This is a genomic window from Streptomyces sp. URMC 123, from assembly GCF_051386515.1.
In the GTDB taxonomy this organism is placed as follows: domain Bacteria; phylum Actinomycetota; class Actinomycetes; order Streptomycetales; family Streptomycetaceae; genus Streptomyces.
In genome coordinates this window covers 1-12877 of record NZ_JBPQTV010000178.1, presented here as the reverse complement: position 1 = coordinate 12877, position 12877 = coordinate 1, and the positions used below count along the sequence as shown (strand labels likewise).

The window sequence follows — 12877 nt, the reverse complement described above, 5'->3', positions numbered from 1 at the left end:
CACCCCCGCTCCCACCCCCACGACCTTCGGCGCGGCCGCCCTGGCCGCGGCCGGTGACGCCGTACGGGCCGCCGACGTGGCCGGCACGGCATGGCACGTCGACGGCGCGACCGGCCGGCTCGTGGTCACCGCCGACTCCACCGTCTCCGCCGCGGAGATCGCCGCGATCGAGCGGGCGGCGGGCGCCAACGCCGCGGCGATCCGCGTCGAGCGCACCCCGGGCACCTTCAGCAAGCTCATCTCCGGCGGCGACGCCATCTACAGCGGCAACTCCCGCTGCTCACTGGGGTTCAACGTCCGCAGCGGCACCACGTACTACTTCCTCACCGCCGGGCACTGCACCGAGGGCGGCGGCACCTGGTACGCCGACGCCGGCCGGACCACCGTGCTCGGCACGGTCGCCGGCTCCAGCTTCCCCGGCAACGACTACGGCCTGGTGCGCTACACCAACACCTCGATCAGCAAGCCGGGCACGGTCGGCAACCAGGACATCACCAGCGCCGCCAACGCCACGGTCGGGATGTCGGTCACCCGCCGGGGCAGCACCACCGGCACCCACAGCGGCACGGTCACCGGCCTCAACGCCACGGTCAACTACGGCGGCGGCGACATCGTCTCCGGCCTGATCCGCACCAATGTGTGCGCCCAGCCCGGCGACAGCGGCGGCCCGCTCTACTCCGGCACCCGCGCCATCGGGCTCACCTCGGGCGGCAGCGGCAACTGCTCCACCGGCGGCACCACCTTCTTCCAGCCGGTCACCGAGGCGCTGAGCGCGTACGGCGTGAGCGTGTACTGACCCGCCGGCCCCCACCGGCTCGTACCGGCCGTCCCGATCGGCTCACCGGCCGGTTGCGGTCAGCGCTCCCGCCCGCGTCTCGCCCCCGGCCTCGCCCGATCCCCGCCCGACCCGGGCCGGGGTCGGGCGAGGCACGTTTTCCGGAATCATGGACTCGAGGTGTACGGCAGTCGAGGGCAGCTTGTGCGGCGGCGGTGACCGGCGCTGATGTCCGCTGTACCGTTGAAGTACCGCTTGAAAGCGGAAGCAGCGGCGCCGGCGACGGCGGCGCCCACGGTGATGCGGACGGCAGGTGGCCGCGATGCTCGAGGAGCTCATCACAGCGGGAACGGCGGCGGTGGCCGCGGGCGGGGTGTACGTGCTGGCCGCGGCCCGGGTGGTCAAGCAGTACGAGCGGGGCGTGGTCTTCCGGCTGGGCCGGCTGCGCGGTCCGGTCCGCGGGCCCGGCTTCACCATGATCATGCCAGTGATCGACCGGCTCCGTAAGGTCAACATGCAGATCGTCACCATGCCGGTGCCCGGCCAGGAGGGCATCACCCGGGACAATGTGACGGTCCGCGTCGACGCCGTCGTCTACTTCAAGGTCGTGGACGCCGCCGACGCCATCGTGCAGGTCGAGGACTACCGCTTCGCCGTCTCCCAGATGGCCCAGACCTCCCTGCGCTCGATCATCGGCAAGAGCGACCTGGACGATCTGCTCTCCAACCGGGAGAAGCTCAACCAGGGCCTGGAGCTGATGATCGACAGCCCGGCCATCGGCTGGGGCGTGCAGATCGACCGGGTCGAGATCAAGGACGTCTCGCTGCCGGAGAGCATGAAGCGCTCGATGGCCCGGCAGGCCGAGGCCGCCCGCGACCGCCGCGCCCGGGTGATCAACGCCGACGCGGAGCTGCAGGCGTCGAAGAAGCTGGCCGAGGCGGCCCAGCAGATGGCCGACACGCCGGCGGCGCTCCAACTGCGGCTGCTCCAGACGGTGGTGGCGGTGGCCGCGGAGAAGAACTCGACGCTCGTGCTGCCGTTCCCGGTGGAGCTGCTGCGCTTCCTGGAGCGGGCCCATCAGGGGCCCCCGGGCGCCTCGGCGCCGCCGGCGGCCGCGTCCCCGCCGGGCGCCGGGGCGCCCGCCGCGGAGCCCGCGCCGGCGCGCGAGGTGCCGGCCGCGGAGGAGTCCCCGGCCGTGTCGGCCGCGGAGGAGCCACCGGCCGTGGCGGCCTCCGGGGACGAGCCACCGGCCGTGACGTCGGCCGCGGAGGAACGGCGGCTCGGCGAGGTGACGTTCGACGAGGTACCGCTGGAGGACGTGCCGCTCGACGGGGCGTCCGGGGGCGAGCCGCCGCCGGAGGAGCGCGGCGGTTCGCCGGAGGGCCGCTGAGGCCGGCCGCCCTCGCCGGAGGTCCGTCCGCGCCTGGAGGGAGGAGCCCGTCACCCGGCTCCCGCCCCCGTACGCCTCGTACGCCTCGTACGCGTCGTTACCGGCCAGCCGTGATGGCGGCCGGGGCAGGCCGCGGGACCGCGAACCGTATACGCCCCGGCGCGCACGGCGAGTTGGCCCCCCGATCCGACCGGCGCGCGAAACACCGCGGTGTGCTCCGGTTCGTCGTCCGCACGACCTGAAGAAGACCTTGTGCGCCCCGGAACGGGCTCGGAATACTCGGGGAATCCCTGGTCATGGCCCGGCCCGCGCGGCCGTGGCACCCCCGTGGCCGGGTGACTCCCCCGGGTCCCGACGCCGTACGGCAGGGCCCCGCCCCCACCGGAGGTCCTGGCGTGAAGCACCGTCGGATGTCCCGGCGCCGGCCGGCCGGACCGCTGGCCGCCGGCGCGGCCGTGGTCCTCGGCCTGGCGCTGCCCCTCGCCCTCGCGACCACCGGGGCGGGGCCGATGCCGCACCCGAACGCCGAACTGGCCGAGGCCCGCAGAACCCTGGCCGAGCGAGCCGCCGTGCCCGGCACCTCCTGGTCGGTCGACCCGCGGATCGGCAAGGTCGTGGTGACGGCCGACCGTACGGTCGGAGGGGAGCGGCTGGCGCGGCTGGAGCGGGTCGTGGCCGGCCTGGGCGGGCGGGCCGTACTCCGGCGCACCCCGGGGGAGTTCACGGCCTTCCTGGCGGGCGGGGACGGCGTGCACAGCGGCGCCGGGCGCTGCTCCGTCGGCTTCAATGTGACCGCCGGCGGGCGGTCCGGCTTCCTCACCGCCGGCCACTGCGGGCGGCGGGGCAGCGCCTGGTCCCCCCGGCCGGGTTCGGCGCCGGTCGGCGTGATGACGGTGTCCGGCTTTCCCGGTGACGACTTCGGCCTGGTCACCTACGCGGACCGGGGCGAGCGGCCGAGCGCGGTCACCCTGCACGGCCGGGGCGTCCAGCCCATCGCACGGGCGGGAGAGGCGGCCCTCGGCCAGCGGGTCCGCAGCAGCGGTGCCACCAGTGGGGTCCGGGAGGGCGTGGTCACCGGGCTCGGTGAGACGGTGAACTACCCCCAGGGTTCTGTCAGCGGCCTGATCAAAACCTCGATCTGTGCCGGACCGGGCGACAGCGGCGGTCCCCTCTTCGCGGGCGACACGGCGCTCGGGCTGGTCTCCGGCGGGGTCGGCGACTGCTCCTCCGGCGGTACGACGTTCTTCCAGCCGGTGACGGAGGCGCTGCGGGAGGTGGGGGCGAGGATCGGCTGAGCGCGCCGTCGTGGGCGGTTCTTCCGGCTCGCGGCGGGGCGTTCACGGGCCGGGCATGCCGTCGGCCCCTGGACACCTCAGCTCAGCAGTGTCCAGGGGCCGACGCCGTCACCCCCAGGCCCCCCACGGCCCCGAGAGCTCCGGGCTCACATTGGTCTGTGCGTTGCGGTCCGCGAGGTCCGCGCGATGGTGATCCCCTCGGGGATCGGGTCGGTCGAGGATCGGGCCTGTCCCGGGCCCGCTCCGACCGGCGTCAGATGGCGAAGATGTGTCCCGTGGCCCCCTCCATCACGCAGGAGTTCGGGAAGGTGTGCGTGAAGGAGACCCGTCGGCCTTCCCAGACGCCGCTCATCGTCGTCACGACCGGGTCCCAGATCTTGGTGCAGATCCGTCCGGGCGCGGTGTCCACCAGCGTCCCCAGGTCCCCGTTGACGTGGCGCAGCTCCGCGCACGCCGCTCGGGGGTTCGGGTGGTCGCCGGCAGGGGCCGGGCTGCACCGCAGCGTCGCGGCGCGTTCGACGGGCGCGTAGTCGGGGTTGTCGCCATGTCCGACGGTGAGCACCAGAGCCGACGGCGCGTACAGCGTGGTCGACTCCGCGGGAGCTGCCTTTGCCGTGCCCGCGACCCCGGCGAGGGCGCATGCCGTGAGGGCAGCTCCCACTCCGAACGTCCTTATGGTGCACCGCATTTCGAACACTCCTTTGTGTCGGGTGGCAGATACCGGACGGGAGTCTTGCTCAAGCGAACGGCGAATGCACGTCGAACGATCACTTCCGGTCACTGAGGGCGATCGTGCGGTGGCTTGTTGTGGCGTTCGGGCTGCTGGGAGCGGGTGTGGGGACATCGTGAAGGGCGTCCACCATATGGACAAAAGTTCCTCGTTCAAGCCAGAACTTGTTTTTGACCTGCGGAAACGCGGGGCCGGGTCCATCAAGGGCCGAGCCATCTCGACTGGAAAGCGTCGGTGGCGCTCGACTCATGTTGCATCTGCCGTGCGCCGAGGGGCCCTTGGGCGCATCGGTGTCGAAATTGCGGCCGCGTATGAGTACACGCACCACGGGCCCGAAAGGTTCACTCCGCGGACGTTCGAGTCCGGGGAACGGGACCGCGCGACCGGGCCGGCGGTCAGTCCGGCAGATGCAGATACGGGCGGCCCCGGCGGAACGCGGCCACCCCGAGGGCCACGGCCGTGGCCCCCACCGCCCAGCCGGAGAGCACCAGCAGCGGGCAGGTCACCGCGTTGCCCTGGAAGTACGCGATCGAGCGCGCCGTCCAGGTGCCAGCCCCCGTCGGCAGCGCGGGCCCGATCGCCCGCCAGAAGTCCGGCAGCAGCGGATACGGGTACGCGCCGCCCGCGCTCGGATTGCCCAGCACCACCACGAGCAGGATCGCCAGCCCGATGCCCACCGTTCCCGCGATGCCCTGGCAGGCCAGGGTGATCGCGCCCACCGCGAACACCAGCAGGGCGCCCAGCCCCCACAGCGCGACGACCTTGCCCGGCAGGGCGTCCAGGATCGGCCCGGCGATCAGCGCGCCACCGAGCCCGCCGAGCACCGCGTAGACCGCCAGCACCGCCAGGCGCAGCAGGGCGCGCCGCAGGTTCGCCGGGCGCGCGCCGGCGCTGATCGCCAGAATCGCGGCGCACAGATAGCCGCCCACGCACCAGCCCACGACCAGGTAGAACGACGACAGGCCGCGACTGTCGCCGTCGTGCGCCGGCGCGACGTCCTCGACCCGTACGGTGCGCTGCTGCGCCTTCTCCGCCTGGCCGATCACGCTCTCCAGCGCCTGGGCGAGGGAGGCGCCCCCGCCGGACGCCACCAGCAGGGTGTCGGTGGTCCCGCGCGGATCGATCACCAGCGCGCCGTCGATCTCCCGGTTCGCGATCCGGTGCCGGGCGTCCGCCACGTCCCGCGCCCCGTGCGTCGCCTCCAGGGGCTCGCCCGGCAGCGCTTGCAGCCGCTCCACCGCCGTGCCGCGGACCTGGTCCGGGGCGACCACGGCCATGGGGATGCGGTGCGGCTGGGGCCGGTGGAACGCGCCGATGTAGGAGGTGATGAAGGCGAGTTGCAGCACGAGGACGCCGAGGACGAGGAGGGCGGCGCGGACCGACACGGCGCCGCGGATTTCTTCGAGAAATCCGCGGCGGTGGGTGTGCGCGGGTTTGCCTTGGTGGTTCGCGGGGGCGCCGCGGTGGGCGTGTGCGGGTTCGCCTCGATGGCTCGCGGGTTCGCCGCGGTGGGCGTTCGCGGGGTCGCCGTTGTGGTGGTTCGCGGGTTCGCCGCGGCGGGCGTTCGCGGGGTCGCCGCCGCGCGGGGCGTCGGGGGTGTCGCCTGTGGGGATCATGTCGGCCCTCTCGTCCCTCGGGTCGCCGCGGCTCGCTTGTTTTCCACGGTGCGGGTGGGGGCTGCGGGGCGCAGTCGGATAAGGCCGAACGGGTTAACTGCGCGTGGCTTTTTGCGCGACGTCCCCTCCGGGGTGGTTGGCGCGACGTCCACGTTGTGGGTTGTCCGTGACGTGACCGTCGCCCTCCGGGCGGGTTGGCCCGACGTTCCCTGTGCGGTGTCCGCGATGTGAGCGAACGCCGTTTTCCGGCCTTCGGCCGGGGCCTTTGCCTGCCCCTTCGGGGCAGGGCGCCACCCCTTCCCCGGCCTTCGGCCGGGGAAATGACCCCGTCCCTTCGGGGCGGACCACTCCCAAGGCCGGGGAGCTTTTCCCGCGCCTTCGGCGCGGGGGTGGGTGGTTGCGGTCGTGCGCTCTGTTCGTGGGTGGGTCGGCGCCGCGCCGGGGTACCTCCTCGGCGGCGCACGTGCACCTTTGTTCTTCGGCTCTCCCTGGAGAGATGTGCGCCGCGCTGCGGGGGCACCCCGCCACGTCCCCTCGGCTCTCGTCAGCGGCGCGCCCGCAGTGGGGGTGAATAACCATCGGTGGTTGCGGCCGTCCGTCGGCCTCCCGCCGGTTTCTTTCTCCGGCGAAGCCGGAGCCGTTTGCGGGCAGCAGGTCGCGGGTCATGGCCCGGCCCCGCGCGCAGGGAGCGTGTAACCCCCCACTCCGCTTTGTGCGCCTATGCCACCGGAGGGGACGTAGCGGGGTGCCCCCGCAGCGCGGCGCACATCTCTCCAGGGAGAGCCGAAGAACAAAGGTGCACGTGCGCCGCCGAGGAGGTACCCCGGCGCGGCGCCGACCCACCCACGAACAGAGCGCACGACCGCAACCACCCACCCCCGCGCCGACGGCGCGGGAAAAGCTCCCCGGCCTTGGGAGTGGTCCGCCCCGAAGGGACGGGGTCATTTCCCCGGCCGAAGGCCGGGGAAGGGGTGGCGCCCTGCCCCGAAGGGGCAGGCAAAGGCCCCGGCCGAAGGCCGGAAAACGGCGTTCGCTCACATCGCGGACACCGCACAGGGAACGTCGGGCCAACCCGCCCGGAGGGCGACGGTCACGTCACGGACAACCCACAACGTGGACGTCGCGCCAACCACCCCGGAGGGGACGTCGCGCAAAAAGCCACGCGCAGTTAACCCGTTCGGCCTTATCCGACTGCGCCCCGCAGCCCCCACCCGCACCGTGGAAAACAAGCGAGCCGCGGCGACCCGAGGGACGAGAGGGCCGACATGATCCCCACAGGCGACACCCCCGACGCCCCGCGCGGCGGCGACCCCGCGAACGCCCGCCGCGGCGAACCCGCGAACCACCACAACGGCGACCCCGCGAACGCCCACCGCGGCGAACCCGCGAGCCATCGAGGCGAACCCGCACACGCCCACCGCGGCGCCCCCGCGAACCACCAAGGCAAACCCGCGCACACCCACCGCCGCGGATTTCTCGAAGAAATCCGCGGCGCCGTGTCGGTCCGCGCCGCCCTCCTCGTCCTCGGCGTCCTCGTGCTGCAACTCGCCTTCATCACCTCCTACATCGGCGCGTTCCACCGGCCCCAGCCGCACCGCATCCCCATGGCCGTGGTCGCCCCGGACCAGGTCCGCGGCACGGCGGTGGAGCGGCTGCAAGCGCTGCCGGGCGAGCCCCTGGAGGCGACGCACGGGGCGCGGGACGTGGCGGACGCCCGGCACCGGATCGCGAACCGGGAGATCGACGGCGCGCTGGTGATCGATCCGCGCGGGACCACCGACACCCTGCTGGTGGCGTCCGGCGGGGGCGCCTCCCTCGCCCAGGCGCTGGAGAGCGTGATCGGCCAGGCGGAGAAGGCGCAGCAGCGCACCGTACGGGTCGAGGACGTCGCGCCGGCGCACGACGGCGACAGTCGCGGCCTGTCGTCGTTCTACCTGGTCGTGGGCTGGTGCGTGGGCGGCTATCTGTGCGCCGCGATTCTGGCGATCAGCGCCGGCGCGCGCCCGGCGAACCTGCGGCGCGCCCTGCTGCGCCTGGCGGTGCTGGCGGTCTACGCGGTGCTCGGCGGGCTCGGTGGCGCGCTGATCGCCGGGCCGATCCTGGACGCCCTGCCGGGCAAGGTCGTCGCGCTGTGGGGGCTGGGCGCCCTGCTGGTGTTCGCGGTGGGCGCGATCACCCTGGCCTGCCAGGGCATCGCGGGAACGGTGGGCATCGGGCTGGCGATCCTGCTCGTGGTGGTGCTGGGCAATCCGAGCGCGGGCGGCGCGTACCCGTATCCGCTGCTGCCGGACTTCTGGCGGGCGATCGGGCCCGCGCTGCCGACGGGGGCTGGCACCTGGACGGCGCGCTCGATCGCGTACTTCCAGGGCAACGCGGTGACCTGCCCGCTGCTGGTGCTCTCCGGCTGGGCGGTGGGGGCCACGGCCGTGGCCCTCGGGGTGGCCGCGTTCCGCCGGGGCCGCCCGTATCTGCATCTGCCGGACTGACCGCCGGCCCGGTCGCGCGGTCCCGTTCCCCGGACTCGAACGTCCGCGGAGTGAACCTTTCGGGCCCGTGGTGCGTGTACTCATACGCGGCCGCAATTTCGACACCGATGCGCCCAAGGGCCCCTCGGCGCACGGCAGATGCAACATGAGTCGAGCGCCACCGACGCTTTCCAGTCGAGATGGCTCGGCCCTTGATGGACCCGGCCCCGCGTTTCCGCAGGTCAAAAACAAGTTCTGGCTTGAACGAGGAACTTTTGTCCATATGGTGGACGCCCTTCACGATGTCCCCACACCCGCTCCCAGCAGCCCGAACGCCACAACAAGCCACCGCACGATCGCCCTCAGTGACCGGAAGTGATCGTTCGACGTGCATTCGCCGTTCGCTTGAGCAAGACTCCCGTCCGGTATCTGCCACCCGACACAAAGGAGTGTTCGAAATGCGGTGCACCATAAGGACGTTCGGAGTGGGAGCTGCCCTCACGGCATGCGCCCTCGCCGGGGTCGCGGGCACGGCAAAGGCAGCTCCCGCGGAGTCGACCACGCTGTACGCGCCGTCGGCTCTGGTGCTCACCGTCGGACATGGCGACAACCCCGACTACGCGCCCGTCGAACGCGCCGCGACGCTGCGGTGCAGCCCGGCCCCTGCCGGCGACCACCCGAACCCCCGAGCGGCGTGCGCGGAGCTGCGCCACGTCAACGGGGACCTGGGGACGCTGGTGGACACCGCGCCCGGACGGATCTGCACCAAGATCTGGGACCCGGTCGTGACGACGATGAGCGGCGTCTGGGAAGGCCGACGGGTCTCCTTCACGCACACCTTCCCGAACTCCTGCGTGATGGAGGGGGCCACGGGACACATCTTCGCCATCTGACGCCGGTCGGAGCGGGCCCGGGACAGGCCCGATCCTCGACCGACCCGATCCCCGAGGGGATCACCATCGCGCGGACCTCGCGGACCGCAACGCACAGACCAATGTGAGCCCGGAGCTCTCGGGGCCGTGGGGGGCCTGGGGGTGACGGCGTCGGCCCCTGGACACTGCTGAGCTGAGGTGTCCAGGGGCCGACGGCATGCCCGGCCCGTGAACGCCCCGCCGCGAGCCGGAAGAACCGCCCACGACGGCGCGCTCAGCCGATCCTCGCCCCCACCTCCCGCAGCGCCTCCGTCACCGGCTGGAAGAACGTCGTACCGCCGGAGGAGCAGTCGCCGACCCCGCCGGAGACCAGCCCGAGCGCCGTGTCGCCCGCGAAGAGGGGACCGCCGCTGTCGCCCGGTCCGGCACAGATCGAGGTTTTGATCAGGCCGCTGACAGAACCCTGGGGGTAGTTCACCGTCTCACCGAGCCCGGTGACCACGCCCTCCCGGACCCCACTGGTGGCACCGCTGCTGCGGACCCGCTGGCCGAGGGCCGCCTCTCCCGCCCGTGCGATGGGCTGGACGCCCCGGCCGTGCAGGGTGACCGCGCTCGGCCGCTCGCCCCGGTCCGCGTAGGTGACCAGGCCGAAGTCGTCACCGGGAAAGCCGGACACCGTCATCACGCCGACCGGCGCCGAACCCGGCCGGGGGGACCAGGCGCTGCCCCGCCGCCCGCAGTGGCCGGCGGTGAGGAAGCCGGACCGCCCGCCGGCGGTCACATTGAAGCCGACGGAGCAGCGCCCGGCGCCGCTGTGCACGCCGTCCCCGCCCGCCAGGAAGGCCGTGAACTCCCCCGGGGTGCGCCGGAGTACGGCCCGCCCGCCCAGGCCGGCCACGACCCGCTCCAGCCGCGCCAGCCGCTCCCCTCCGACCGTACGGTCGGCCGTCACCACGACCTTGCCGATCCGCGGGTCGACCGACCAGGAGGTGCCGGGCACGGCGGCTCGCTCGGCCAGGGTTCTGCGGGCCTCGGCCAGTTCGGCGTTCGGGTGCGGCATCGGCCCCGCCCCGGTGGTCGCGAGGGCGAGGGGCAGCGCCAGGCCGAGGACCACGGCCGCGCCGGCGGCCAGCGGTCCGGCCGGCCGGCGCCGGGACATCCGACGGTGCTTCACGCCAGGACCTCCGGTGGGGGCGGGGCCCTGCCGTACGGCGTCGGGACCCGGGGGAGTCACCCGGCCACGGGGGTGCCACGGCCGCGCGGGCCGGGCCATGACCAGGGATTCCCCGAGTATTCCGAGCCCGTTCCGGGGCGCACAAGGTCTTCTTCAGGTCGTGCGGACGACGAACCGGAGCACACCGCGGTGTTTCGCGCGCCGGTCGGATCGGGGGGCCAACTCGCCGTGCGCGCCGGGGCGTATACGGTTCGCGGTCCCGCGGCCTGCCCCGGCCGCCATCACGGCTGGCCGGTAACGACGCGTACGAGGCGTACGAGGCGTACGGGGGCGGGAGCCGGGTGACGGGCTCCTCCCTCCAGGCGCGGACGGACCTCCGGCGAGGGCGGCCGGCCTCAGCGGCCCTCCGGCGAACCGCCGCGCTCCTCCGGCGGCGGCTCGCCCCCGGACGCCCCGTCGAGCGGCACGTCCTCCAGCGGTACCTCGTCGAACGTCACCTCGCCGAGCCGCCGTTCCTCCGCGGCCGACGTCACGGCCGGTGGCTCGTCCCCGGAGGCCGCCACGGCCGGTGGCTCCTCCGCGGCCGACACGGCCGGGGACTCCTCCGCGGCCGGCACCTCGCGCGCCGGCGCGGGCTCCGCGGCGGGCGCCCCGGCGCCCGGCGGGGACGCGGCCGCCGGCGGCGCCGAGGCGCCCGGGGGCCCCTGATGGGCCCGCTCCAGGAAGCGCAGCAGCTCCACCGGGAACGGCAGCACGAGCGTCGAGTTCTTCTCCGCGGCCACCGCCACCACCGTCTGGAGCAGCCGCAGTTGGAGCGCCGCCGGCGTGTCGGCCATCTGCTGGGCCGCCTCGGCCAGCTTCTTCGACGCCTGCAGCTCCGCGTCGGCGTTGATCACCCGGGCGCGGCGGTCGCGGGCGGCCTCGGCCTGCCGGGCCATCGAGCGCTTCATGCTCTCCGGCAGCGAGACGTCCTTGATCTCGACCCGGTCGATCTGCACGCCCCAGCCGATGGCCGGGCTGTCGATCATCAGCTCCAGGCCCTGGTTGAGCTTCTCCCGGTTGGAGAGCAGATCGTCCAGGTCGCTCTTGCCGATGATCGAGCGCAGGGAGGTCTGGGCCATCTGGGAGACGGCGAAGCGGTAGTCCTCGACCTGCACGATGGCGTCGGCGGCGTCCACGACCTTGAAGTAGACGACGGCGTCGACGCGGACCGTCACATTGTCCCGGGTGATGCCCTCCTGGCCGGGCACCGGCATGGTGACGATCTGCATGTTGACCTTACGGAGCCGGTCGATCACTGGCATGATCATGGTGAAGCCGGGCCCGCGGACCGGACCGCGCAGCCGGCCCAGCCGGAAGACCACGCCCCGCTCGTACTGCTTGACCACCCGGGCCGCGGCCAGCACGTACACCCCGCCCGCGGCCACCGCCGCCGTTCCCGCTGTGATGAGCTCCTCGAGCATCGCGGCCACCTGCCGTCCGCATCACCGTGGGCGCCGCCGTCGCCGGCGCCGCTGCTTCCGCTTTCAAGCGGTACTTCAACGGTACAGCGGACATCAGCGCCGGTCACCGCCGCCGCACAAGCTGCCCTCGACTGCCGTACACCTCGAGTCCATGATTCCGGAAAACGTGCCTCGCCCGACCCCGGCCCGGGTCGGGCGGGGATCGGGCGAGGCCGGGGGCGAGACGCGGGCGGGAGCGCTGACCGCAACCGGCCGGTGAGCCGATCGGGACGGCCGGTACGAGCCGGTGGGGGCCGGCGGGTCAGTACACGCTCACGCCGTACGCGCTCAGCGCCTCGGTGACCGGCTGGAAGAAGGTGGTGCCGCCGGTGGAGCAGTTGCCGCTGCCGCCCGAGGTGAGCCCGATGGCGCGGGTGCCGGAGTAGAGCGGGCCGCCGCTGTCGCCGGGCTGGGCGCACACATTGGTGCGGATCAGGCCGGAGACGATGTCGCCGCCGCCGTAGTTGACCGTGGCGTTGAGGCCGGTGACCGTGCCGCTGTGGGTGCCGGTGGTGCTGCCCCGGCGGGTGACCGACATCCCGACCGTGGCGTTGGCGGCGCTGGTGATGTCCTGGTTGCCGACCGTGCCCGGCTTGCTGATCGAGGTGTTGGTGTAGCGCACCAGGCCGTAGTCGTTGCCGGGGAAGCTGGAGCCGGCGACCGTGCCGAGCACGGTGGTCCGGCCGGCGTCGGCGTACCAGGTGCCGCCGCCCTCGGTGCAGTGCCCGGCGGTGAGGAAGTAGTACGTGGTGCCGCTGCGGACGTTGAACCCCAGTGAGCAGCGGGAGTTGCCGCTGTAGATGGCGTCGCCGCCGGAGATGAGCTTGCTGAAGGTGCCCGGGGTGCGCTCGACGCGGATCGCCGCGGCGTTGGCGCCCGCCGCCCGCTCGATCGCGGCGATCTCCGCGGCGGAGACGGTGGAGTCGGCGGTGACCACGAGCCGGCCGGTCGCGCCGTCGACGTGCCATGCCGTGCCGGCCACGTCGGCGGCCCGTACGGCGTCACCGGCCGCGGCCAGGGCGGCCGCGCCGAAGGTCGTGGGGGTGGGAGCGGGGGTG

General features: G+C 73.6%; 10 protein-coding genes. 5 read left to right on the top strand and 5 right to left on the bottom strand.

Annotated features, from left to right (window positions below; genetic code table 11):
- From ACSNOD_RS20055 to ACSNOD_RS20045, 3 genes are all read left to right on the top strand, one after another.
- The coding region (locus ACSNOD_RS20055; protein ID WP_436768357.1) for a S1 family peptidase at positions 1-796 on the top strand (796 nt) is incomplete at its 5' end.
- A 301-nt stretch (positions 797-1097) separates the two neighbouring features.
- Positions 1098-2165 (top strand): slipin family protein, encoded by a 1068-nt coding sequence (locus ACSNOD_RS20050; RefSeq protein ID WP_436768358.1) that lies wholly within the window; start codon positions 1098-1100, stop codon positions 2163-2165.
- 395 nt (positions 2166-2560) lie between these two features.
- The gene (locus ACSNOD_RS20045; protein WP_436768359.1) at positions 2561-3460 is read left to right on the top strand and encodes a S1 family peptidase; all 900 of its coding nucleotides are present in this window, start codon (positions 2561-2563) and stop codon (positions 3458-3460) included.
- Between the two features lie 253 nt (positions 3461-3713).
- On the opposite strand, the gene ACSNOD_RS20040 is transcribed toward ACSNOD_RS20045, so the two are convergent.
- On the bottom strand, positions 3714-4148 hold the full coding sequence (locus ACSNOD_RS20040; protein WP_436768360.1) for a subtilase-type protease inhibitor: 435 nt from the start codon (positions 4146-4148) through the stop codon (positions 3714-3716).
- Positions 4149-4585: 437 nt separating this feature from the next.
- Positions 4586-5806, bottom strand: a complete 1221-nt coding sequence (locus ACSNOD_RS20035; protein WP_436768361.1) for a DUF3533 domain-containing protein — start codon at positions 5804-5806, stop codon at positions 4586-4588.
- Positions 5807-7071: 1265 nt separating this feature from the next.
- Here ACSNOD_RS20035 and ACSNOD_RS20030 point away from each other — a divergent pair.
- Positions 7072-8292, top strand: coding sequence for a DUF3533 domain-containing protein (locus tag ACSNOD_RS20030; RefSeq protein ID WP_436768361.1), 1221 nt, complete (start codon positions 7072-7074; stop codon positions 8290-8292).
- 437 nt (positions 8293-8729) lie between these two features.
- Positions 8730-9164: a subtilase-type protease inhibitor gene (locus tag ACSNOD_RS20025; protein WP_436768360.1), complete on the top strand. Its 435-nt coding sequence runs from the start codon at positions 8730-8732 to the stop codon at positions 9162-9164.
- A 253-nt stretch (positions 9165-9417) separates the two neighbouring features.
- Here the strand turns inward: ACSNOD_RS20025 and ACSNOD_RS20020 are convergent, their stop codons facing one another.
- The 3 genes from ACSNOD_RS20020 to ACSNOD_RS20010 all read right to left on the bottom strand — a co-directional run.
- A complete protein-coding gene (locus tag ACSNOD_RS20020) occupies positions 9418-10317 on the bottom strand; it encodes a S1 family peptidase (protein WP_436768359.1) in 900 nt (299 codons plus the stop codon).
- A gap of 395 nt (positions 10318-10712) precedes the next feature.
- A complete protein-coding gene (locus tag ACSNOD_RS20015) occupies positions 10713-11780 on the bottom strand; it encodes a slipin family protein (protein ID WP_436768358.1) in 1068 nt (355 codons plus the stop codon).
- A 301-nt stretch (positions 11781-12081) separates the two neighbouring features.
- The coding region (locus tag ACSNOD_RS20010) for a S1 family peptidase (RefSeq protein ID WP_436768357.1) at positions 12082-12877 on the bottom strand (796 nt) is incomplete at its 5' end.

Coding starts and splice junctions, on each gene's coding strand:
- ACSNOD_RS20050 (WP_436768358.1), top strand. CDS start 1,098: ATGCTCGAGGAGCTCATCACAGCGGGAACGGCGGCGGTGGCCGCGGGC.
- ACSNOD_RS20025 (WP_436768360.1), top strand. CDS start 8,730: ATGCGGTGCACCATAAGGACGTTCGGAGTGGGAGCTGCCCTCACGGCA.
- ACSNOD_RS20035 (WP_436768361.1), bottom strand. CDS start 5,806: ATGATCCCCACAGGCGACACCCCCGACGCCCCGCGCGGCGGCGACCCC.
- ACSNOD_RS20015 (WP_436768358.1), bottom strand. CDS start 11,780: ATGCTCGAGGAGCTCATCACAGCGGGAACGGCGGCGGTGGCCGCGGGC.
- ACSNOD_RS20030 (WP_436768361.1), top strand. CDS start 7,072: ATGATCCCCACAGGCGACACCCCCGACGCCCCGCGCGGCGGCGACCCC.
- ACSNOD_RS20040 (WP_436768360.1), bottom strand. CDS start 4,148: ATGCGGTGCACCATAAGGACGTTCGGAGTGGGAGCTGCCCTCACGGCA.